The following is a 23,190-nucleotide window of genomic DNA, read 5'->3' as shown; positions in this document are numbered from 1 at the left end:
TGGTCTGGACCATGTTGTGCGCACGCCACACCCCGAATTTCCCCCCGCGCGGAGGCTGTTGTGGAACGCACCGGACCAACCGTCAGATTTTCCGGACTTCTGGCCGCCTGCTCGGCCGCCGTACTCGCCGCCGGCGCCCTGGTCGCCACGGCGCCGGCGGCAGGCGCCGCCGATGCCGACCTCGCGCGCAACGGCGGCTTCGAGGCGGGCCTGGACGGCTGGAGCTGCTCAGCCTCCAGTGGCGCGGCCGTGTCCGCACCGACCCACGGCGGCGCCTCCGCGCTCAAGGCCACCCCGGCCGGCAGCGACCACGCGAAGTGCTCCCAGAGCATCACCGTCAAGCCCGACTCCGCGTACACGCTGAGCGCCTGGGTGCAGGGCAGCCACGTCTACCTCGGCGCGTCCGGCACCGGCACCACCGACGTCTCCACCTGGACCCAGTCCCCCGGCGCGTGGAAGCGCCTCACCACCACCTTCACCACCGGGCCCTCCACCACCTCCGTGAGCGTCTACACCCACGGCTGGTACGGCACCCCGGCCTACTACGCCGACGACCTCACCCTCATCGGCCCCGGCGGCGAGCCCGTCGTGATCCCCGCCGTCCCCACCGGCCTGCGGGCCACCGCGACGACGTCCTCCTCGGTGGCGCTCTCCTGGACCGCCGTATCCGGCGCGAGCGGCTACCACGTCTACCGCGGCGGTACGAAGGTGGCCACGGCCACCGGGCCGTCCGCCACCGTGACGGGCCTGACGCCCTCCACCGCGTACAGCTTCCAGGTCACCGCCGCCAACGCGGCCGGGGAGTCCGCGAAGTCGGCCGCCGTCACCGCGACCACCACCGCGGGCGGCGGAGGCGGCGGCGCCGAACTCCCGGCCCGCGCGCTCGTCGGCTATCTGCACTCCAGCTTCGCCAACGGCTCCGGCTACACCCGGATGGCGGACGTGCCCGAATCCTGGGACGTCATCAACCTCGCCTTCGGCGAGCCCACCTCCGTGACCTCCGGCGACATCCGCTTCGCGCTCTGCCCGGTCGCCGAGTGCCCGAACGTCGAGTCCGAGGCGGAGTTCAAGGCCGCGATCAAGGCCAAGCAGGCCGCGGGCAAGAAGGTGCTGGTCTCGATCGGCGGCCAGAACGGACAGGTGCGACTCGCCTCCACCGCCGCCCGGGACGCCTTCGTCACCTCGGTCTCGAAGATCATCGACACCTACGGCCTGGACGGCCTGGACATCGACTTCGAGGGCCACTCCCTCTCCCTCGACACCGGTGACACCGACTTCCGCAGCCCCACCTCACCGGTGATCGTCAACCTGATCTCCGCGGTGAAGTCGCTCAAGGCGAAGTACGGCCCGGACTTCGTCCTCACGATGGCGCCCGAGACCTTCTTCGTCCAGCTCGGATACCAGTTCTACGGCTCCGGCCCCTGGGGAGGCCAGGACCCGCGCGCCGGCTCCTACCTGCCGGTCATCCACGCACTGCGCGACGACCTGACCCTCCTGCACGTCCAGGACTACAACTCGGGTCCGATCATGGGCCTGGACAACCAGTACCACTCGATGGGCGGCGCGGACTTCCACATCGCGATGACCGACATGCTGCTCGCGGGCTTCCCGGTGGCCGGCGACACGAGCAAGGTCTTCCCGGGCCTGCGCCCCGACCAGGTCGCCATCGGCCTCCCGGCCTCCACCCACGCGGGCAACGGCCACACCTCGCCGGCCGAGGTCGACAAGGCGCTCGACTGCCTGATCAAGAAGACCGACTGCGGCTCCTACCGGACCCACGGGACCTGGTCCGACCTGCGCGGCCTGATGACCTGGTCCATCAACTGGGACCGCTTCAACGACTGGGAGTTCTCGAAGAACTTCGACGCCTACTTCGGCAACTGACCCACCACAGGGGCGCCAGCACCAACGGCCCCAGGCACCAACTGGCCAGCACGTCCAGCGGCCAGTGGTAGCCGTGCAGCACCAGACCGATGCCCGTCGCCGTGGACAACAGGATCGCGGCGACGGGCATCATCCACGCCCGGGGCCAGGACGCCTCCCGCAGCCACGACGGACGGGGAAGGGCCAGCAGAACCAGAGCCGTCGCCCCGTACGCCACCACGGCCGTCGCCGTATGGCCGGACGGGTAGTAGCCGACCGCCTCGGTCAGCGGACCCTGCCGCGCGGTGGCCGCCTTCAGCGGGATCACCAGCGCGGGCACCGCCGCGATGGTGAGGGCCGCGTACCCGGCGAGCCGCCGGGCGCCGCGCCACAGGGCGTACCCGAGCGCGCAGGTGAGCACCGGGAGCGCCACCGCCGTCCCGCCGAGGTCGGAGAGGACCTGGGACAGCGCTCCCGGTCCACGCCCGAACAGCTTCCCGCCGACACGCTCGTCCAGCCGCAGCAGCGGGCCCTCGACGGCCACCTGCCAGGTGATCAACGCGAAGAGGACCGCGAGGAGGCAGAGGACGCCGGAAACGAGGGGGGCCGGCCACCCGGGAACAGGGGGGGTTGTTCCGGGATGGCCGGCGGGATCGGTTCGCCGCGCGCCCCGGGGGGTGTGGGGCGGGCGGCCGTCCGATCGGTGAGGAGTCCCGGAGCCGGAGGCTCCGGTGTGCGCGAACGCACGCCCGGGACGGCGCTGGGGAAGCCCCGGCCCGGCATCGGCCGCGGTCTCCCGCCGCCGAGGTGTTTCTCTCATCTGCGGAAACCGTACGGCAGTGAGGGGGCGGCCGACAGTCGCCACCGCCTCCCGCCATCGCCCCCGCACACCTTCTTCACAGGCCCTCACCCGGATGGGGGACGGGGGCGCCGAAAACGCCCGCCGCCCGCATGCCGGTTCGACAGAATCAGAGCTGACCGAAAGCCTGCTCGATCAGGTCCAGGCCCTCGTTCAGCAGGTCCTCGCCGATCACCAGCGGCGGCAGGAAGCGCAGGACGTTTCCGTACGTGCCGCAGGTGAGGACGAGCAGGCCCTCGGCGTGACAGGACTTCGCCAGCGCGCCCGCCGCCTGAGGGTTCGGGTCCTTCGTGCCGGACTTCACCAGCTCGATCGCGATCATCGCGCCGCGCCCGCGGATGTCGCCGATGATGTCGCCGTTCGGGAGCTTGGCCCGCATCTCCGCCAGGCGGCCCTTCATGACCTCCTCGATCCGCTTGGCCTTCCCGTTGAGGTCCAGCTCGCGCATCGTCTCGATGGCCCCGAGCGCACCGGCGCAGGCCACCGGGTTGCCGCCGTACGTACCGCCCAGGCCGCCCGCGTGCGCGGCGTCCATGATCTCGGCGCGTCCCGTCACGGCGGACAGCGGCAGACCGCCCGCGATGCCCTTGGCGGTGGTGATCAGGTCGGGGACGACGCCCTCGTCCTCACAGGCGAACCACTGGCCGGTACGGCAGAAGCCGGACTGGATCTCGTCCGCGACGAACACGATGCCGTTGTCCTTCGCGAACTGGGCGATCGCCGGGAGGAAGCCCTTGGCGGGCTCGATGAAGCCGCCCTCGCCGAGCACCGGCTCGATGACGATCGCGGCGACGTTCTCCGCGCCGATCTGCTTGGTGATCTCGTCGATGGCCTGCGCGGACGCCTCGGCCCCGGCGTTCTCGGCCCCGGTCGGCCAGCGGTAGCCGTAGGCCACCGGGACGCGGTAGACCTCGGGCGCGAACGGGCCGAAGCCCTGCTTGTACGGCATGTTCTTCGCCGTCAGCGCCATGGTGAGGTTCGTACGGCCGTGGTAGCCGTGGTCGAAGACGACGACGGCGGTGCGCTTGGTGTGGGCGCGGGCGATCTTCACCGCGTTCTCGACCGCCTCGGCGCCCGAGTTGAACAGCGCGGACTTCTTCGCGTGGTCGCCCGGCGTCAGCTCGGCGAGCTGCTCGCAGACCTCGACGTACCCCTCGTACGGCGTGACCATGAAGCAGGTGTGGGTGAAGTCCGCGAGCTGCGCGGAGGCCCGCCGCACGACGGCCTCGGCGGACGCGCCCACGGAGGTCACGGCGATCCCGGACCCGAAGTCGATCAGGCGGTTGCCGTCCACGTCCTCGATGATCCCGCCGCCCGCACGGGCGGTGAACACCGGCAGGGTGGAGCCCACACCTGCGGCGACGGCCGCGAGGCGGCGCGCCTGCAGCTCAACCGACTTCGGGCCGGGGATGGCGGTGACGACGCGGCGCTCCTGCGGAATTGCGGTCATGAGGGGCTCCTGGGGGTGTTTCGGACGCTCTTCTCATCGCAGGCTAGGGGCGGGGGAGGGGTGCGGGCATGCTCCGATCGGGAGTGGTGGGGGTGTGTCCTTGTCCTTGGCGGACAGATGGCTCCGCTGCCCCGCACCTCGGCGCCGCACGCGTCCACGCCGCCTGTGGAAGGCCGCCATCCGGGCGGGTTGCTGAACTCACCGTGCGCGCGCACTAGATTGGCCGGGGCAGTGGACGGACCGGCAGGTCAAGGGGGCAGTGGTTCATGGACGACGACGGCACGCGGGGCGTACGGGGATCGAGCGCGGACAGGGCACCCGTGCCGGGCCTCCCTCCACGCCCCACGACCTCGCCACGGGTACCACCGCCCGCAACCGGCCCTCGTACGCCGGCCTCGGCCCAGCCCGTCGAGTACCGCCCGCCCAGGCCCACGTCGGCCCCGTCGGTCGAGCAACCACCCCGGGGGGCCCCGCTCGACGCCTGGCTGCGCACGCCCCGCCCACACCAGGAACCGGGCGTCTGGCGGTACGGGTACGCCCCGCCCCCGCCCGAGATGTCCGAGCGCGTCTCGGACCGGTCGCTGCTGGTCGGCGCATTGATCTCGCTGCTCTCCGCACTCTTGCTGTGGTCGCTGTGGCGCAACGGATATCTCCCCTACCGCCTCGTTCCGCTGAAGCTCTTCACTCCGGGGGAGTGGTGGAACCCGGGGACGTCCGGCGGCCCGCGCACGGTCCAGGGCAGTGACTCCCTCACGGTGTACGAAGCCCTCCTCTTCGGCCTCCTGGCCTACGGCTGCGGCCGCGTCGGCAACTGGTCCGAACTCTTCCGCCGCCATGTCGCCGACCGGGGGCAGCCCTTCCTCGCCCTTGCGGCAGCCGCTGCGGCGGGCCTGACCCAGCTGCTTGTCTGGAAGGAAGCGCTGCCGGTCGTCCGCCCGGTCCTGGTCCTGATCGCCTCCGTGGCGGGTGGCGAGATCTACCAGAGCCAGACCGTCGTCAACGTGGTCTACGCGGTGATCGCCGCCGCCGTCCTCTGGCCGTTCGCCCGGCTCGGCCGCTGGCGTGAACTGCTCGCCGCCCGCCGGAGCAACTCCTCCCCGCCGCCGCACGGCCACGAGGCTCCCGCTTCCGCAACCTCCGCCGACCAATGGCCCGAGCTGCGTGCCGCGGGCTGGACCGATGCCGCAGACGCCCTCACCGCCGAAGTCCGCACCGGCCGGATGAACGACGTGGACGTAGCCCGACTGCGCCACGCCTGGATGCTCGCCGCCGGAAGGCCCGACCGGCTCGCCTCCCTCGCGGAGACCATGCTGCGGACCGGTGGTGCGGCGGCCCTGCACCCCTCCGGCCACCGCGATCTTCCTGGGCGCACCGCCCGCCACGACGTACTCACCGGCCAGGTCAGGATCGGCCGGTGCGCGGAGGACCCGCACAACCCCTACGTGCGCCGGGGCACGGGCCTCGCCCTGGATCCCGAGCTGCTGGGTACGTCCCTGCTCGCCGTCGGACCGCCCGGCGCGGGGAAGACGGACCGGCTGGTCCGGCCGGTCGTCGAGGCCCTCGCGTTGCGCGCGCTGGCCGGACAGGCCGCCGTGCTCGCCGTCGGCGGCGCGGGCGCGCCGCTCGGTCCGGACGACGCCTTCGACGTCGTCGTCCGGGTCGGCCACCCCGGCTCCGCCCACGACATCGACCTGTACGGCGGTACCGCCGACCCCGACGAGGCCGCAGCCGTTCTCGCCGAGGGGCTTGTCGGCGATGTCGGCAGTCTCGACAGCCGCCGCGCCGCCACCGTGCTCGCCCAGTTGCTCGGCCCGTACCGAGCCGCCCACGGCCACTTCCCCTCGGTGCCCGAACTGCGCGAACTCCTCGACGGCACACCGGCGGCGATCGCCGGGCTCCGCGCCACCCTCGAAGCCGCCGGTCACCAGGCGATGCTCCGTGAACTGGATGCCCGAGCCCGGCAGGCGGGCGGCCCCGGCGACCCGGCACCGGCCCTGGCCGACCGCGTGTCCCTGCTCGACCGGCCCGCGTTCGCCGGCTTCTTCGCCACCGGTCCGGACGCCCGCCAGTTCTCTCTTCGCGCGCTGGGCCAGCACCCGCTCCGGGTCCGCGTCGACCTGCCCGAACGCGGCCACGCGGAGGCGTCCCGGTTGCTCACCCGGCTGCTTCTCGCCCAGTTCACCGCGATCACCGCCGCCCGCACGGACACCACGCTCTTCGCCTGCCTCGTCCTGGACGACGCCACCCACGCCGTGACCGCCGAGACCGTCCGCGGCATCCGCCGACTGCGCTCGGTCAACGCCGGGGCGGTACTTGTGCTGCGCACCGTCGACGACGTCCCCGAGGCCCTGCACACCCCCTTGCTCGGTGCGGTCGGCTGTACGGCGGCGTTCTCCGGCATCACCACCTGGGACGGCAAACGCTTCGCCGAAGCCTGGGGCAAGGAATGGGTGGAGACCCGCGAGGTCGCCCAGCACACCGTCTTCGCCGACCAGCCCTTCACCCGCGCCCTGCACGCCCTGCGCAAACTCGTCACCGGCAAGGCCGTGACCACGGACGCGGTGACCGTACGACAGGTCGAGCGGGAGCGGTGGTCGGCCTCGGAGCTGGCGTACGCCGTTCCGGCCGGGCACGCGGTCCTCTCCCTCACCACCGTCCGGGGTGAGCACGCGCCCCCGCTCCTCGTCCGCCTCGACGGCTGAGCCCCTGCCCGGGAGGTCATGCGACAGGCGGCCGGGAGCGGTGACCGGCACCCTGCCGCCCTGGCAGAATCGGAGGCAGCCGTTCATACGGGACGGCGCAATGCGGGGCCCCGATCCGGCCGGCGATCCGGTCGTCCGTACGGGGGCGCCGCGACCTCGTCCCCGACCTTGAGGGTTTCCGGCCCATGCCCCCCACGCTCGCCTCGCTCGTCCAGCACTCGGCGCTCAAGCTCACCGTGCGCGCGGGCGCGGACCGGCTCGGCACCCCCGTGCGCTGGGCCCACGCCAGTGAGCTGGCCGACCCCGTCCCGTACATGGACGGCGGCGAGCTGCTCCTGGTGACCGCCACCAATCTCGACGCCGACGACCCGGAGTCGATGCGGCGCTATGTGCGGCGGCTGGCCGCGGCCGGAGTCGCCGGGGTGGGGTTCGCGGTCGGCGTGAACTACGAGGACGTACCGGCCGCCCTCGTGGAGGCCGCCGAGGAGGCCGGGCTGCCGCTCCTCGAAGTGCCCCGCCGCACCCCGTTCCTCGCGATCAGCAAGGCCGTCTCCGCCGCCATCGCCGCCGACCAGTACCGCGCGGTCACCGCCGGGTTCGAGGCCCAGCGCGAGCTGACGAAGGCGGCGCTGGCCGGGGACGGCCCCGCCGACCTCCTCGCCCGGCTCGCCGCCCACATCGACGGCTGGGCCGCCCTGTACGACGCCTCCGGCGCGGTGCTGGCCGCCGCTCCCGACTGGGCCGCCCGCCGCGCCGCCCGGCTCACCCCCGACGTCGAACGCCTCCGCGACCGTCCCGCCCCCGCCAGCGTCGTCGTCGGGGACAGCGAGGACCGGGTCGAGCTCCAGTCGCTGGGCACCGGCCGCCGGGCCCGCGGCGCACTGGCCGTCGGCACCGGCGCCGCGCTGGGCACCGCCGAGCGCTACGCCGTGCACTCCGCCGTCGCCCTGCTCACGCTGACCACCGCCCGCTCCCGCTCCCTCCAGGGCGCCGAACAGCGCCTGGGCGCCGCCGTCCTGCGCATGCTGCTCGCCGGACAGCCCGACCACGCCCGGGCCGTCGCCGGGGACCTCTACGGCGGGCTGCTCGACGCCCCGTTCCGGCTGCTCATCGCCGAAGCCTCCGCGCCCGCCGGGCCGGAGCTGCTCACCGAGACGATGGAGGCCGCCGCCGCCCGGACCGGCGAGGCGCTGCTCCTGGTCCCCGAGGCCGAGCGCGTCGTCGTACTCGCCGCGGACGGCGGAGCCGCCGTCGCCGCCTGCGCCTCCTATGCCGAGGCCCAGGACGACCGCACCCCGCGCGAGGGCGGCGCCGAGGACAGCGACGTCGTCGTGGGGCTCTCCGCCCCCTCCGGCCCGATCGCCGTCTCCGCCGCGTACAAGCAGGCGGAACAGGCCCTCTCCGTCGCCCGCCGCCGGGGCCGGGCGCTGGTGGAGCACGAGGAGCTGGCCGCCGGCTCGGTGCTGCCGCTGCTCGCCGACGACGCGGTACGGGCCTTCGCCGACGGCATGCTCCGCGCCCTGTACGAGCACGACGCCAAGGGCCGCGGCGACCTCGTGGCCTCCCTGCGCGCCTGGCTCTCCCGGCACGGCCAGTGGGACGCCGCCGCCGCCGACCTGGGCGTGCACCGGCACACCCTGCGCTACCGGATGCGCCGGGTGGAGGAGATCCTGGGCCGCTCACTGGACGATCCGGACGCCCGGATGGAGCTGTGGCTCTCCCTCAAGGCGACCGAGGCGGCGACGCCCGCCGAGGGCTGAGCCACCGCCAGGCGCCATATTGAATCGTTCGGTCCAAAACCATAGAGTGCTGCCATGGCCCGACCGAGACAGTTCGACGAGGAGCGGGCCCTGGACGCCGCGATGCGCACCTTCTGGGAGTACGGCTACGAGGCCACCTCCACCCAGGACCTGTGTGACGCCACGGGTCTGGGGCGCAGCAGCATCTACAACACCTTCCGGAGCAAGCGCGAGCTGTTCGCGCGCTCGCTGGCGCGCTACCTGGACGCCATGGCCGACGACCAGTGCGCCGTGCTCGACGACCCGTCCCGCTCTCCCGGCGGGCGGGTCCGTGCCCTGCTCGACAAGATCGTGGCCGACGAGTTCGACCACCGCCCCGACGGCCGCAGCCTGGGCTGCCTGGGGGTCAACACCACGGTCGAGCTGGCGGCGCGCGACCCGGAGGCCGCCCGGCTCCTGGACCGGGACGCCGCCCGCCGGATGCGAAGCCTGTCCGGCGTCATCGCCGCCGGGCAGCGGGACGGCTCCATCGTCTCGGCGCGGGCGCCGGACGCTCTCGCCCGGTACGTCAACGCCGTCATCGGCGGCATGAGGGTCGCCGCCCAGGGCGGAGCCGACCGGGCCGCCGTCCAGGCCGTCGCCGACACCGCGCTGGACGCCTTGATCCCTTGATCCCTTGATCCGCTGGGCGAGCCCCGTCCCGGCCCGCCCCCTCTTTCCCCCCGACCTGTCCTCGCCTCGCCTCGCCCGAGGTGCGGCTCCTTCACGCCCAAGTTCTGAACCGATCAATACAAAACTCACCCACAGGGGGAACAGCTCGTGCCTCGCGCCGTCCATCTCCTGGCCTTCGGCATCTTCGCCATGGTCACCAGTGAATTCGTCGTCGCCGGACTGATGCCGCAGATGGCCGTCGGACTGGGAGTCACCGTCCCGCAGATCGGCTATCTCATCACCGTCTTCGCCCTGTCCATGGCGCTCGGCGGGCCGCTGCTCACCGTCGCCCTGCTGCGGCTCCCGCCCAAGGCCGCACTCATGATCCTCTTCCCGGTCTTCCTGGCCGGCAACGTGCTGGCCGCCACCGCGTCCGGCTACCCGGCCATGGTGGTCGCGCGGGTGATCACCGGTGTCGCCTCACAGGCGTTCTTCGGCGTCGCCATCTCGCTCGGCTCCCAGCTCACCCGCCCCGAAGTGCGCGGCCGGGCCGTGGCGGTCATCCTCAACGGGCTGATGCTCGGCACTCTCCTGGGTCTTCCGCTGGCCACCCTGACCGGCGAACGGTTCGGCTGGCGCGCCGCGTTCTGGGTCATCTCCGCACTGACGGTCGCCGCCGCCCTGTGCACCCTGGCCGGCGTGGAACGAACCGACCGGCCGGAGGGCAGCGGCACCTTCCGCTCCGAGCTGACGGTCTTCCGCTCTCCCCGGCTCTGGCTCACCCTGCTGACCAGCACCATGGTCATCGGAGCGACCTTCTCCGCCTTCAGCTACCTCAACCCGATCCTCACCGAGGTCACGGGATTCTCCTCGGGCACGGTCCCGCTGCTGCTCCTGGCGTACGGCGCCGCCACCCTGATCGGCAACACCGTCGTCGGCCGGCTGGCCGACCGGTACACCCTTCCGGTCCTGCTCTGCGGCCTGTCCCTGAACATGGCGTTCCTCGCCGGATTCGCCCTGCTCGCCCGGCTGGAGGTCTGGGCGGTGCTCTGCATGCTGGGCATCGGCCTCGTCGGGGTCACCATGAACCCGGCCCTGGTCACCCGGGTGCAGCGCGGGAGCAACGCCCGGCCGCTCGTCAACACCGTGCACAGCTCCTTCATCACCCTCGGCGTGGTCCTCGGCTCGGCGCTGGGCGGCGTGGGCGTCGACCGGTTCGGCCTGCGCGCCCCGCTCTGGCTGGGCTCGGCGCTGGCGGTGGCCGGCCTGCTCACCCTCGTACCGGAGCTGATCCGGCGCACGAGCCGGACCGGGATGCCCGGGCCGGACCGGGGCGGTGACCTCGGCCCCGCCGATTCGGAGCATCCGGCCCACGCTCCGCTCCACGCCGGACAAACGCCGTGAGCACCTCCCCGCCCTACCGTGGGACCACAGAGGGGAGCCTTCCCGGCGCCCACGACCTCCGTCACGACCTCCGAAGGGCCGGAACCTCCATGACTTCGCCCCACGCCTTCTGGGTGGCCGGCCGCCAGGCCACCGGTGCCGACAGCTTCGACGTCACCAACCCCTACGACGGACGCGTCGTCGGCACCGTCAGCGTGCCGACCGACGCCCAGGTCGAGGAGGCCGTCGCCGCCGCCCACGCCGTACGCGACGAGTTCGCCGCCACTCCGGCGCACGTACGGGCGGGCGCGCTCGACCACGTCGTACGGAGGCTGACGGAGCGCACCGAGGAGATCGCCCAGCTGATCTCGGCGGAGAACGGCAAGCCGATCAAGTGGGCCCGCGGCGAGGTCGGCCGGGCCGTGTCCGTCTTCCGGTTCGCCGCGGAGGAGGCCCGCCGCTTCAACGGCGGCGAGGCCCAGCGGCTCGACACCGACCTCGGCGGCACCGGCCGCCTGGGACTGACCCGGCGCTTCCCGCGCGGGGCCGTCCTCGGCATCGCGCCCTTCAACTTCCCGCTGAACCTCAGCGCCCACAAGGTCGCCCCGGCCATCGCCGTCGGCGCCCCGATCATCCTCAAGCCCGCCCCGGCCACCCCGATCTCCTCGCTGATCCTCGGTGAACTCCTCGCCGAGACCGGCCTCCCGGCCGGCTCCTGGTCCGTCCTGACGGTCCCCAACGACAAGATGCCCGCCCTCGTCCAGGACGAGCGGCTGCCGGTCATCTCCTTCACCGGCTCCGGCCCGGTCGGCTACGCGATCATGGAGTCGGTGCCCCGCAAGCACTGCACCCTTGAGCTCGGGGGCAACGGAGCGGCGGTCGTCCTCGGCGACTACGCCTCGGAGGCGGATCTGGACTGGGCCGCCACCCGGATCGCCACCTTCTCCAACTACCAGGGCGGCCAGTCCTGCATCTCCGTGCAGCGCGTCATCGCCGACGCCGCCGTCTACGACCGGCTCGTCCCCAAGATCGTCGCCGCCGTCGAGGCCCTGGTCACCGGTGACCCGGCCGACGCCGCCACCGACGTCGGCCCCCTCGTCAGCGAAGACGCGGCCAAGCGCGTCGAGTCCTGGGTCGAGGAGGCCGTCCGGGGCGGCGCCGAGCTGCTCACCGGCGGCGAGCGCGACGGGGCCACCTACGCCCCGACTGTGCTCGCGGGCCTCCCCGACGACGTGAAGCTCTCCTGCGAAGAGGTCTTCGGCCCGGTCATGTCCCTCCAGAAGGTCGACGGCGAGGCCGAGGCGTTCGCCGCCGTCAACTCTTCCCGGTACGGCCTCCAGGCCGGCGTCTTCACCCACGACCTCCAGACCGCCTTCCGCGCCCACCGCGCCCTGGAGGTCGGCGGCGTGATCATCGGTGACGTCCCCTCGTACCGCGCCGACCAGATGCCGTACGGCGGAGCCAAGCAGTCCGGCGTCGGCCGCGAGGGCGTGCGCTACGCCATGGACGACTACACCTACGAGCGCGTCCTGGTCCTCACCGGCATCGCCCTGTAACACCCCCGGACGACCCCGCCCGCGCCCCCGCCTGGACAGCGGGCGCGGGCGGGGGAGCGAATCGGACGGCCCGAACCCACTGTGCGGGGGTTCGGGCCGTCCGTGCCCATCGAGGGCCTGACGTGCGAGAGCGACCGACCTCGGGCTGATGTGCCGGTGGCGGTCCGGCGGGGGACCACTGAAGGCGGGAGCAGGCGAGCGGATTCGGGCCGCCCGCGCATACGCCGGCGGCGGCCGGTGCGGGTGCCGAACCTCGGATATCCGGGTTACATACGGACCAGGAAGCAGCGACTAGCAGTCCGTGTGTCCAGGTTCCATCCGCCTTGGTGACGCGCGGCGAGGTGAGGTCCCTCAATGTCCGCACCACACAACACCCCCCAGGTCCCCCATGCCCCCAGGGTCACCGAACGGGAAGCGCGACGGGTCGCCGAGGCGGCCCGGGAGCAGGACTGGCGCAAGCCCAGCTTCGCCAAGGAGCTGTTCCTGGGGCGCTTCCGGCTCGACCTGATCCACCCGCACCCCCTGCCGCCGCCCGACGACATCCGGCGCGGCGAGGAGTTCCTGGCGCGGCTGCGCGCCTTCTGCGAGACGCACGTCGACGGCGCGCGGATCGAGCGCGAGGCGAGGATTCCCGACGAGGTGATCGCCGGACTCAAGGAGCTCGGCGCCCTCGGCATGAAGATCGAGACCAAGTACGGCGGCCTCGGCCTCACCCAGGTGTACTACAACAAGGCGCTCGCCCTGGCCGGTTCCGCCAGCCCCGCGATCGGCGCGCTGCTCTCCGCGCATCAGTCGATCGGCGTACCGCAGCCCCTGAAGATCTTCGGCACCCAGGAGCAGAAGGACGTCTACCTGCCCCGGCTGGCCACCACCGACATCTCCGCCTTCCTGCTGACCGAGCCGGACGTCGGCTCCGACCCCGCCCGCCTGGCCACCACCGCGGAGCCCGACGGGCCGGACTACGTCCTCGACGGGGTGAAGCTCTGGACCACCAACGGCGTCGTCGCCGACCTCCTGGTCGTCATGGCCCGGGTCCCCGAGTCCGAGGGCCATCCCGGCGGCATCACCGCGTTCGTCGTCGAGGCCGACGCCCCCGGCGTCACCGTGGAGCACCGCAACGCCTTCATGGGCCTGCGCGGCATCGAGAACGGCGTCACCCGCTTCCACCGGGTCCGGGTTCCCGGCGCCTGCCGGATCGGGCCCGAGGGGGCCGGGCTGAAGATCGCCCTGACCACCCTCAACACCGGCCGCCTCTCGCTGCCCGCGATGTGCGTGGGCGTGGGCAAGTGGTCCCTGAAGATCGCCCGCGAATGGTCCGCCGTACGGGAGCAGTGGGGCAGGCCCGTCGCCCGGCACGAGGCGGTCGGCGGGAAGATCTCGTTCATCGCGGCCACCACGTTCGCCCTGGAGGCGATCGTCGACCTGTCCTCCCAGATGGCCGACGAGGACCGCAACGACATCCGCATCGAGGCCGCCCTCGCCAAGCTGTACGGCTCCGAGATGGGCTGGCTGATCGCCGACGAGCTGGTCCAGATCCGCGGCGGCCGCGGTTTCGAGACCGCCGCGTCCCTGGCCGCCCGCGGCGAACGGGCCGTGCCCGCCGAGCAGATGCTCCGGGACATGCGGATCAACCGCATCTTCGAGGGCTCCACCGAGATCATGCACCTGCTGATCGCCCGTGAGGCCGTCGACGCCCACCTCAAGGTCGCGGGCGACATCGTCGACCCCGGCAAACCGCTCTCCGCGAAGGCGAGGGCCGGCGCGAACGCCGCCGGCTTCTACGCCCGCTGGCTGCCCGGACTCGTCGCCGGACCGGGTCAACTACCGGGTACCTTCACCGAGTTCGCCCCGGCCGGCCACCGCGACCTCTCCGGCCACCTCCGGTACGTCGAGCGCTCCTCCCGCAAGCTCGCCCGGTCCACGTTCTACGCCATGTCCCGCTGGCAGGGCCGGATGGAGACCAAGCAGGGCTTCCTCGGCCGGATCGTCGACATCGGCGCGGAACTCTTCGCGATGAGCGCCGCCTGCGTCCGCGCCGAGCACCTGCGCGGGACGGGGGAGCACGGCCGCGAGGCGTACCAACTCGCGGACGCCTTCTGCCGCCAGGCCCGTATCCGGGTCGAGGAGCTGTTCACCCGCCTGTGGTCCAACACCGACGACCTCGACCGGCGCGTCGTCGACGGCGTCCTGTCGGGGACGTACACCTGGCTGGAGGAGGGCGTCATCGACCCCAGCGGCGACGGCCCCTGGATCGCGGACGCCGCCCCCGGCCCCTCCGCCCGGGAGAACCAGCACCGCCCGGTGCGCTGAGGCCCGCCGGCCCGCCCGTCGCGGGCCCGCGACCGGGCGGCGGCCCACCCGGCCGACCGGGCGTCGCCCCGGTCGGCCCCGGCGCCGTCAACACCCGCGCCCACTTCCCGGCCGCCGCCGACGGGGCCGCCGCGCTCGGACGGATGACGCCGAGGGGCTTGCCGAAGGGCTCCGGGGCCCGGCGCCCGGGCCCCGCACCGGTCCGTCCGCGGCCCGCGCCGCCCCCTGTCCGCGGCCCGCGACGGACCCGATCCGTGGCCCACCGGGACGCGCTGTCCCCACGCACAGCCGGAGCCGCAACAATGGGGGGCATGAGCGACAGCCCCGCCCCCCTCGCCGATCCGCATATCGTCTTCGACGCCGCGGACGGCCGCCGGGATCTCGTGATCCTCGGCTCCACCGGGTCCATCGGAACCCAGGCCATCGACCTGGTCCTGCGCAACCCCGACCGCTTCCGGGTCACGGCGCTCTCGGCCGCCGGCGGTCGGGTCGCCCTGCTGGCCGAGCAGGCCCGCCGGCTCCGGGTGAACACGGTCGCCGTCGCCGCCCAGGAGGCGGTCCCCGCCCTGCGGGAGGCACTGCGGGAACAGTACGGAGCGGGCGTGCCGCTCCCCGAGATCCTGGCCGGACCCGACGCGGCCACCGCCCTCGCCGCGAGCGCCTGCCACACCGTGCTCAACGGCATCACCGGCTCCATCGGGCTCGCCCCGACCCTGGCCGCCCTGAAGGCGGGCCGCACGCTCGCCCTCGCCAACAAGGAGTCGCTGATCGTCGGCGGCCCGCTGGTGAAGGCCCTCGCCGCCCCCGGCCAGATCATCCCGGTCGACTCCGAGCACGCCGCGCTCTTCCAGGCGCTGGCCGCGGGCACCCGCGCCGACGTCCGCAAACTCGTCGTCACCGCCTCCGGGGGGCCCTTCCGGGGCCGGACGCGCGCCGAACTGGCCGACGTCACGCGGGAGCAGGCGCTCGCCCACCCGACCTGGGCGATGGGCCCGGTCATCACCATCAACTCGGCGACCCTGGTCAACAAGGGGCTGGAGGTCATCGAGGCACACCTCCTCTACGACATCCCGTTCGACCGGATCGAGGTCGTGGTCCACCCGCAGTCCTACGTGCACTCCATGGTCGAGTTCAGCGACGGCTCCACGCTCGCCCAGGCCACCCCGCCGGACATGGGCGGCCCCATCGCCATCGGCCTCGGCTGGCCCCAGCGAATCCCGGACGCCGCCCCCGCCTTCGACTGGACGAAGGCATCCAGCTGGGAGTTCTTCCCGCTGGACACCGAAGCCTTCCCGTCGGTCGGCCTCGCCCGGCACGTCGGCGGGCTCGGCGGCACCGCGCCGGCCGTGTTCAACGCGGCGAACGAGGAGTGCGTCGACGCGTTCCTCGCCGGACAGCTGCCGTTCAACGGAATCATGGATACGGTCACCGCTGTGGTGACCGAACACGGCACCCCCGCCCCGGGAACCCCGCTCAGCGTCGCGGACGTCCTCGAAGCGGAAACGTGGGCCCGCGCACGGGCCCGGGAACTCTCGGCGAAAGCGACAGCGGAGGCGCGCGCATGAGTCTGACCTCGATCCTGCTCACGGTCCTGGGGATCGCCGTCTTCGTCGTGGGCCTGCTCTTCTCCATCGCCTGGCACGAGCTGGGCCACCTCTCCACGGCCAAGATGTTCGGCATCCGGGTGCCGCAGTACATGGTCGGCTTCGGGCCGACGATCTGGTCGCGCAAGAAGGGCGACACGGAGTACGGCATCAAGGCCATCCCGGCCGGCGGCTACATCCGGATGATCGGGATGTTCCCGCCCGGCCCCGACGGCCGCCTGGAGGCCCGCTCCACCTCACCGTGGCGCGGCATGATCGAGGACGCCCGCTCCGCAGCCTTCGAGGAGCTGGAGCCGGGCGACGAGAAGCGGCTCTTCTACACGCGCAAGCCGTGGAAGCGCGTCATCGTGATGTTCGCCGGCCCCTTCATGAACCTGGTCCTCGCGGTCGCGATCTTCATGGGCGTCGCGATGACCTTCGGCTTCCAGACCCAGACCACCGAGGTCGCGGGCGTCCAGCAGTGCGTCATCTCGCAGAGCGACAAGCGCGAGACCTGCAAGGACGGCGACCCCGTCTCGCCCGCCAAGGCCGCCGGCCTCCAGGAGGGCGACAAGATCGTCGCCTTCGCCGGCAGAGAGGTCGACGACTGGACGACGCTCTCGGACCGCATCCGCGAGACCATCGGCCCCGCCACCCTCGTCGTCGAGCGCGACGGCGAGAAGGTGACCCTCAACGCGGTCCTGCGCGAGAACGCCGTCGCGAAGAAGGACGGCAACGGCGAGATCGTCCCGGACCAGTTCGTCAAGGCGGGCTACCTGGGCTTCGCCGCGCGGACCGAGATCGTGCCGCTCGGCTTCGGCGACTCCGTCGTCCGCATGGGCGACATGATCGAGAACGGCGTCGACTCGATCATCGCCCTGCCGTCCAAGATCCCGGCCCTCTGGGACGCCGCCTTCAGCGACGGCGAACGGGCCGACGACTCGCCGGTCGGCGTGGTGGGCGCGGCCCGCATCGGCGGCGAGGTGATGAACCTCGACATCCCGGCCCAGAACCAGGTCGCGATGATGCTGTTCCTGCTCGCGGGCTTCAACCTCTCGCTGTTCCTGTTCAACATGCTGCCGCTGCTGCCGCTGGACGGCGGGCACATCGCGGGCGCGCTGTGGGAGTCGCTGCGGCGCAATGTGGCCAAGGTCTTCCGGCGCCCCGACCCGGGGCCGTTCGACGTGGCCCGGCTGATGCCGGTCGCCTATGTGGTCGCCGGACTCTTCATCTGCTTCACGCTGCTGGTCCTGGTGGCCGACATCGTGAACCCCGTCAAGATCACCTGATCGGCCCTCTCCTCCTCCACCCGGCCGCCTCTTCCGTCCCACGGGCGACGGCCGGGCACACACGTCGTGTCCGGCCGCTCACCCGTGGATGGACTTGTCGACACGGTGCGTCCGTCCCGGCTCCGGTGCCGTAACCTCGAAGGCCGGAGCCCGCCGATCTCGGGACCTTGATCCACACCTTGGGGATGCACAGCGCATGACTGCGATTTCTCTCGGAATGCCGGCCGTTCCGACCAAGCTCGCCGACCGACGGGTCAGCCGACAGATCCAGGTCGGCTCGGTCGCGGTCGGCGGCGACGCACCCGTATCCGTGCAGTCGATGACGACGACACGCACGTCGGACATCGGTGCCACGCTCCAGCAGATCGCCGAGCTGACGGCCTCCGGCTGCCAGATCGTCCGCGTCGCGTGCCCGACACAGGACGACGCCGACGCACTGGCCACGATCGCCCGGAAGTCGCAGATCCCGGTGATCGCCGACATCCACTTCCAGCCGAAGTACGTCTTCGCCGCGATCGACGCGGGCTGCGCAGCGGTCCGGGTGAACCCGGGCAACATCAAGCAGTTCGACGACAAGGTCAAGGAGATCGCGAAGGCCGCCGCCGAGACCCGCACGCCGATCCGCATCGGCGTCAACGCCGGCTCCCTCGACGCGCGGCTCCTCAAGAAGTACGGCAAGGCGACCCCCGAGGCCCTGGTCGAGTCGGCCCTGTGGGAGGCGTCCCTCTTCGAGGAGCACGGCTTCGGCGACATCAAGATCTCGGTCAAGCACAACGACCCGGTCGTGATGGTCAACGCCTACCGCCAGCTCGCCGCCCAGAGCGACTACCCGCTGCACCTCGGCGTCACCGAGGCCGGGCCGGCGTTCCAGGGCACCATCAAGTCGGCCGTCGCGTTCGGCGCCCTGCTCTCCGAGGGCATCGGCGACACGATCCGCGTCTCCCTCTCGGCCCCGCCGGCCGAGGAGGTCAAGGTCGGCCTCCAGATCCTGGAGGCGCTCAACCTCAAGCAGCGCCGCCTGGAGATCGTCTCCTGCCCGTCCTGCGGCCGCGCCCAGGTCGACGTCTACAAGCTCGCCGACCAGGTGAGCGCCGGCCTGGACGGCATGGAGGTCCCGCTCCGCGTCGCCGTCATGGGCTGCGTCGTCAACGGCCCCGGCGAGGCCCGCGAGGCCGATCTCGGCGTCGCCTCCGGCAACGGCAAGGGCCAGATCTTCGTGAAGGGCGAGGTCATCAAGACCGTCCCCGAGTCGAAGATCGTCGAGACCCTCATCGAAGAGGCCCTGAAGATCGCCGAGCAGATGGAGAAGGACGGCATCCCGTCCGGCGAGCCCGAGGTCTCCATCAGCGGCTGACCCGCGCCGCTCCGGGCCGCCGCCGCCCCGCCGGGCCCCGCTCCCGGCGGGGCGGCCGCGTGTGCGGGGCCCGGCTCCCGCACACACCGCCCCGGGGCCCGGCTCCCGGACTCGAGCGGCGTTCGACGGCCCCGTCGGTTACAGTGCGGAAATCAGCAGACCGCATGGTGAGGCCCCCTCGTGTTGACGCAGACCACCACCCGGGTCCTCGAACCCAGCGACCTCGGCGCCGCGCTCGCCATCCTGGAGAGCGAGCCCGTGGCCAACGCCTTCGTGACCTCCCGCGTGCAGGTCGCGGGACTCGACCCCTGGCGCCTCGGCGGCGAGATGTGGGGCTGGTACGCCGACGGCATGCTCCGCTCCCTGTGCTACTCCGGCGCCAACCTCGTCCCCATCTGCGCCGGACCCGAGGCGGTCCGCGCCTTCGCCGACCGGGCCCGCCGGGCCGGCCGCCGCTGCTCCTCCATCGTCGGCCCCGCCGAACCCACCACCCAGCTGTGGCGGCTCCTCGAACCCAGCTGGGGCCCCGCCCGCGAGGTCCGCGCCAACCAGCCCCTCATGGTCACCGAGAGCCTCCCCGCCGACGTCACACCCGATCCGCTCGTCCGCCGCATCCGCAAGGACGAGACCGAGACCCTCATGCCGGCCTGCGTGGCGATGTTCACCGAGGAGGTCGGCGTCTCCCCGCTCGCCGGCGACGGGGGACTCCTCTACCAGGCCCGCGTCGCCGAACTCATCGGGGCCGGCCGCTCCTTCGCCCGCATCGAGGACGGCAAGGTCGTCTTCAAGGCGGAGATCGGCGCCGCCACCCCGCAGGCATGCCAGATCCAGGGCGTCTGGGTCGCCCCCGAACACCGCGGCAAGGGCCTCTCCGAAACGGGCATGGCCGCCGTCCTGCGCTACGCCCTCGCCGACGTCGCCCCCGTCGTCAGCCTGTACGTGAACGACTACAACACCGCCGCCCGCAGGGCCTACCGCCGCGTCGGCTTCCGCGAGACCGGCTCGTTCATGAGCGTCCTGTTCTGAGCCCCCGCACAAGCCCGCGCCGCGCTCCCACGGTGCTGATGGCCCGCCCCGGCCAGTAGGGTTCGCGCATGGCAGCAGCCCCCGGAGAAGGCCACGCGGCACCCGACGTCCAGATCGGCCCCGTCGACCTGGCCGCCCGCGTCGACGAAGCCCTGCACGTCCAGGCGGCGGCCTTCGGACTGAGCCAGGACGAGATCGACGTGCGCCGCCACATCGTCCTGAGACACCTGGACCACCCCCACGCCCGCGCCCTCGGCGCCACCGCCCCCGACGGGCGGCTCGTCGGCTTCGTCTACGGGCTGCCCAACGACCGCTCCCAGTGGTGGTCCACCGTCGTCGAGCCCTATCTGCGGGCCACCGGTTCCGACGGCTGGCTCGACGACTCCTTCGTCATCACCGAACTGCACGTCCACCCGGACCACCAGCAGCGCGGTATCGGCCGCACCCTGATCACCACCATCACCGACGCCGTCCACCATCCCCGGTCGATCCTCTCGGCGATCGACAGGGACAGCCCGGCCCGCGCCCTGTACCGCTCCCTCGGCTACCGCGACCTGGCCCGGCAGGTCGTCTTCCCGAGCGCCCCGCAGCCGTACGCCGTCATGGGCGCTCCCCTGCCGCTGCTGCGCGAGGGGCCCGCGGGCCGAATGGATTTCCGCCTGCCCGCACCGCCCGGCTAACCTCGGGCCCACCACCCTTGCGAGCAGGAGTTCACCATGGCCCAGGTCCAGCGCATGTCCCGATTGATGATCAAGACACTGCGCGACGACCCGGCGGACGCCGAGACGCTCAGCCACAAGCTGCTGGTCCGCGCCGGGTACGTCCGCCGCAACGCGGCCGGCATCTGGTCCTGGCTGCCGCTCGGCAAGAAGGTCCTGGACAACATCTCCCACGTGGTCCGCGAGGAGATGGACGCCATCGGCGGCCAGGAAGTCCTGCTGCCCGCCCTGCTGCCCAAGGAGCCCTACGAGGCTTCCGGCCGCTGGGAGGAGTACGGCGACCTGCTCTTCCGCCTCAAGGACCGCAAGGGCGGCGACTACCTCCTCGGCCCGACCCACGAGGAGATCTTCACCCAGACCGTCAAGGACCAGTGCACGTCCTACAAGGACCTGCCGGTGATGCTCTACCAGATCCAGACCAAGTACCGCGACGAGGCCCGCCCCCGCTCCGGCGTGCTCCGCGGCCGCGAGTTCCAGATGAAGGACTCGTACTCCTTCGACACCACCGACGAGGGCCTCGCGCACTCCTACGCCCTGCACCGGGCCGCGTACATCAAGATCTTCGAGCGTCTCGGCCTGGACCACCGCGTCGTCTCCGCGGTCTCCGGCGCGATGGGCGGCTCCGCTTCCGAGGAGTTCCTCGCTCCCGCGGCCGCCGGTGAGGACACCTTCGCGGACTGCCCGAACTGCGACTACGCCGCCAACACCGAGGCCGTGACCTTCGCGCTCGCCCCGGTCGACGGCTCGGCGCACGGCCCGGTCGAGGAGCTGGACACCCCCGACACCCCCACCATCGAGACGCTCGCCGCGCACCTCGGCGTCCCCGCCTCCGCCACCCTGAAGAACCTGCTGGTCAAGGTGGACGGCGAGATCGTGGCCGTCGGCGTCCCCGGCCACCGCGAGGTCGACCTCGGCAAGCTCGGCGAGCACCTGGCGCCCGCCGTCGTCGAGCTGGTCACCGCCGAGGACTTCGTCGGCCGCGACGACCTCGTACGCGGCTATGTCGGCCCCCAGGGGCTGGAGAAGGTCCGCTACCTCGCCGACCCCCGCGTCGCCCCCGGCACCACCTGGGTCACCGGCGCCAACCAGGAGGGCAAGCACGCGAGGAACGTCGTCGCGGGCCGCGACTTCGAGGTCGACCAGTACCTCGACGTCGTCGTGGTCGAGGAGGGCGACCCCTGCCCGAAGTGCGGCACCGGCCTCACCCTGGACCGCGCCATCGAGATCGGCCACATCTTCCAGCTCGGCCGCAAGTACGCCGACACCTTCCAGCTCGACGTGCTCGGCCAGCAGGGCAAGCCCGTCCGGGTCACCATGGGCTCGTACGGCATCGGCGTCTCCCGCGCCGTGGCCGCCCTCGCCGAGCAGACCGCCGACGACAAGGGCCTGTGCTGGCCCCGCGAGGTCGCCCCGGCCGACGTCCACGTCGTCGCCGCGGGCAAGGCCCTCCAGACGGAGCTGGCCCTCGACGTCGCGGAGAAGCTCAACGCGGCCGGCCTGCGGGTCCTGGTCGACGACCGTCCCGGCGTCTCGCCCGGCGTGAAGTTCACCGACTCCGAGCTGATCGGTGTGCCGAAGATCCTGGTCGCCGGACGCCGCTCCGCCGACGGCGTGCTGGAGCTGAAGGACCGCCGCACCGGCGAGCGCGAGGAGCTGACCGTCGACGAGGCGATCGCCCGCCTCACGGCCGACCTGGCCTGACCGCGTACGGCGAAGGCCCCCGCGCACCCGCGCGGGGGCCTTCGCCGTACGGTGGGCGGTGTTACAGCCAGCCCGCGAACTCCAGGTTGACCTCGCCCATCTGCCGCCGCCCCTCGGCCAGCGCGCGCGTACCCGACTCGACCGCCCGGAACAGCGTCCAGCCCAGCAGCCGCGGCTGCTCGACCTCCAGCGACTCCGCCAGCTTCTTGACCCGCCGCCGGGCCGTCACCGGGCCGCTGGGGGAGGCGATCAGATCCTCCACCCGGTCCCGCACCAGCCGGGCCAGGTCATAGGCGCGCTCGCCCACCAACGGCTCCGGGCCCACCGTCAGCCACGGCGCCCGCTCCCCGGACAGCACCTTGCTCTGCCGGAAGTTGCCGTGCAGCAGCAGGAGTTCGGACGTGCCCCCGACCAGTTCCGCCCGGGCCGCGAGCGCCGCCTCCACCAGCGGCGCCAGCTCCCGGTCGGCCCCGGCGGCGGCCCGCATCCCGGTGCTCTGCCGTTCGGTCCGCTCGGCCACCGTCTCGAAGGCGGGCCCGGCCGGCGGTTCCACCCACAGTCGGCGAAGCGTGCCCGCCGCCTCCAGCAGGGCCTTCGCCTCCGGCAGCGAGCGCAGCGACACCTCGTGGTGCAGCCGCTCCAGCAGCAGCGCCCCGGGCTCCGGAGCGTCCAGCACCTTCACCGCGCCCCACCCGCTCCAGTGCTCCAGCGCGGCCCGTTCCAGCTCGGGCCGGGCGACCGGCGGGGCGATCTTCAGCGCGGCCGGGGTCCCGTCGGCCCGCCGCACCAGGACCACCAGGGAACTGCGCCCGCCGGGGGCGGCCACCCGCTCCGCGGTGAGGCCGTCCCCGGCGGTGAGCGCCCGTTCGGTCAGCGCGGGTAGCCCGTCCAGCCAGTCGGCCGCCGCGGCGTCCCCGTACATCTCACCGAGCGCGCGCACCAGGCGTGGCGGCGGTTCGAAACCCATACGTCGTGTGTTCCCTTTCCGGTCCTTCGTGCCGCCGC

Annotated in this window: 16 protein-coding genes; 13 read left to right on the top strand and 3 right to left on the bottom strand. The window is 72.7% G+C overall.

The features are described from left to right. Window positions 1-60 precede the first annotated feature (60 nt). On the top strand, window positions 61-1,884 hold the full coding sequence (locus ACIQMU_RS00285; RefSeq protein ID WP_352238490.1) for a carbohydrate binding domain-containing protein: 1,824 nt from the start codon (window positions 61-63) through the stop codon (window positions 1,882-1,884). On the opposite strand, the gene ACIQMU_RS00280 is transcribed toward ACIQMU_RS00285, so the two are convergent. Both ACIQMU_RS00280 and gabT read right to left on the bottom strand, forming a co-directional pair. Next, the gene (locus ACIQMU_RS00280) at window positions 1,835-2,683 is read right to left on the bottom strand and encodes a phosphatase PAP2 family protein (protein ID WP_352238491.1); all 849 of its coding nucleotides are present in this window, start codon (window positions 2,681-2,683) and stop codon (window positions 1,835-1,837) included. The two genes, ACIQMU_RS00285 and ACIQMU_RS00280, sit on opposite strands and share 50 nt — an antisense overlap. A 148-nt stretch (window positions 2,684-2,831) precedes the next feature. After that, window positions 2,832-4,172: a 4-aminobutyrate--2-oxoglutarate transaminase gene (gene gabT / locus ACIQMU_RS00275; protein ID WP_352238492.1), complete on the bottom strand. Its 1,341-nt coding sequence runs from the start codon at window positions 4,170-4,172 to the stop codon at window positions 2,832-2,834. 266 nt (window positions 4,173-4,438) lie between these two features. Here gabT and ACIQMU_RS00270 point away from each other — a divergent pair, with 266 nt between their 5' ends. The 12 genes from ACIQMU_RS00270 (at window position 4,439) to ACIQMU_RS00215 (ending at window position 22,185) form a co-directional block, all read left to right on the top strand. Beyond that, the gene (locus tag ACIQMU_RS00270) at window positions 4,439-6,874 is read left to right on the top strand and encodes an ATP/GTP-binding protein (protein ID WP_402687966.1); all 2,436 of its coding nucleotides are present in this window, start codon (window positions 4,439-4,441) and stop codon (window positions 6,872-6,874) included. Window positions 6,875-7,059: 185 nt separating this feature from the next. Continuing rightward, a complete protein-coding gene (locus ACIQMU_RS00265; protein ID WP_402687965.1) occupies window positions 7,060-8,634 on the top strand; it encodes a PucR family transcriptional regulator in 1,575 nt (524 codons plus the stop codon). Window positions 8,635-8,688: 54 nt separating this feature from the next. Continuing rightward, window positions 8,689-9,285 carry a TetR/AcrR family transcriptional regulator gene (locus ACIQMU_RS00260; protein WP_352238495.1) on the top strand — a complete coding sequence of 199 codons (597 nt, stop codon included), beginning with the start codon at window positions 8,689-8,691 and terminating at the stop codon, window positions 9,283-9,285. A gap of 147 nt (window positions 9,286-9,432) precedes the next feature. Next, window positions 9,433-10,668, top strand: coding sequence for an MFS transporter (locus ACIQMU_RS00255; RefSeq protein ID WP_402687964.1), 1,236 nt, complete (start codon window positions 9,433-9,435; stop codon window positions 10,666-10,668). Window positions 10,669-10,757: 89 nt separating this feature from the next. Further along, entirely contained in the window at window positions 10,758-12,203 is a 1,446-nt protein-coding gene (locus ACIQMU_RS00250; RefSeq protein ID WP_402687963.1) for an aldehyde dehydrogenase family protein, read from the top strand. Window positions 12,204-12,557: 354 nt separating this feature from the next. Next, window positions 12,558-14,513: an acyl-CoA dehydrogenase family protein gene (locus ACIQMU_RS00245; protein ID WP_352238498.1), complete on the top strand. Its 1,956-nt coding sequence runs from the start codon at window positions 12,558-12,560 to the stop codon at window positions 14,511-14,513. A 311-nt stretch (window positions 14,514-14,824) separates the two neighbouring features. Then, the gene (gene dxr, locus ACIQMU_RS00240; protein ID WP_352238499.1) at window positions 14,825-16,078 is read left to right on the top strand and encodes a 1-deoxy-D-xylulose-5-phosphate reductoisomerase; all 1,254 of its coding nucleotides are present in this window, start codon (window positions 14,825-14,827) and stop codon (window positions 16,076-16,078) included. Next, window positions 16,075-17,385, top strand: coding sequence for a site-2 protease family protein (locus ACIQMU_RS00235; protein WP_352238500.1), 1,311 nt, complete (start codon window positions 16,075-16,077; stop codon window positions 17,383-17,385). The genes dxr and ACIQMU_RS00235 overlap by 4 nt, the downstream gene beginning before the upstream one ends. A 196-nt stretch (window positions 17,386-17,581) precedes the next feature. Beyond that, window positions 17,582-18,739 carry a flavodoxin-dependent (E)-4-hydroxy-3-methylbut-2-enyl-diphosphate synthase gene (ispG, locus tag ACIQMU_RS00230; RefSeq protein WP_352238501.1) on the top strand — a complete coding sequence of 386 codons (1,158 nt, stop codon included), beginning with the start codon at window positions 17,582-17,584 and terminating at the stop codon, window positions 18,737-18,739. Between the two features lie 180 nt (window positions 18,740-18,919). Beyond that, window positions 18,920-19,765 carry a GNAT family N-acetyltransferase gene (locus ACIQMU_RS00225; RefSeq protein WP_402687962.1) on the top strand — a complete coding sequence of 282 codons (846 nt, stop codon included), beginning with the start codon at window positions 18,920-18,922 and terminating at the stop codon, window positions 19,763-19,765. 68 nt (window positions 19,766-19,833) lie between these two features. Continuing rightward, window positions 19,834-20,445, top strand: coding sequence for a GNAT family N-acetyltransferase (locus ACIQMU_RS00220; RefSeq protein WP_352238503.1), 612 nt, complete (start codon window positions 19,834-19,836; stop codon window positions 20,443-20,445). Window positions 20,446-20,481: 36 nt separating this feature from the next. Beyond that, complete coding sequence (locus tag ACIQMU_RS00215; RefSeq protein ID WP_352238504.1) at window positions 20,482-22,185, top strand: proline--tRNA ligase; 1,704 nt, start codon at window positions 20,482-20,484, stop codon at window positions 22,183-22,185. Between the two features lie 61 nt (window positions 22,186-22,246). Here the strand turns inward: ACIQMU_RS00215 and ACIQMU_RS00210 are convergent, their stop codons facing one another. Beyond that, window positions 22,247-23,152 (bottom strand): aminoglycoside phosphotransferase family protein, encoded by a 906-nt coding sequence (locus tag ACIQMU_RS00210; protein WP_402687961.1) that lies wholly within the window; start codon window positions 23,150-23,152, stop codon window positions 22,247-22,249. Between the last annotated feature and the right edge of the window lie 38 nt (window positions 23,153-23,190).

The sequence above is a fragment of the Streptomyces sp. NPDC091649 genome (assembly GCF_044756785.1).
In the GTDB taxonomy this organism is placed as follows: domain Bacteria; phylum Actinomycetota; class Actinomycetes; order Streptomycetales; family Streptomycetaceae; genus Streptomyces.
This window is presented reverse-complemented; position numbering and strand designations above follow the sequence as displayed.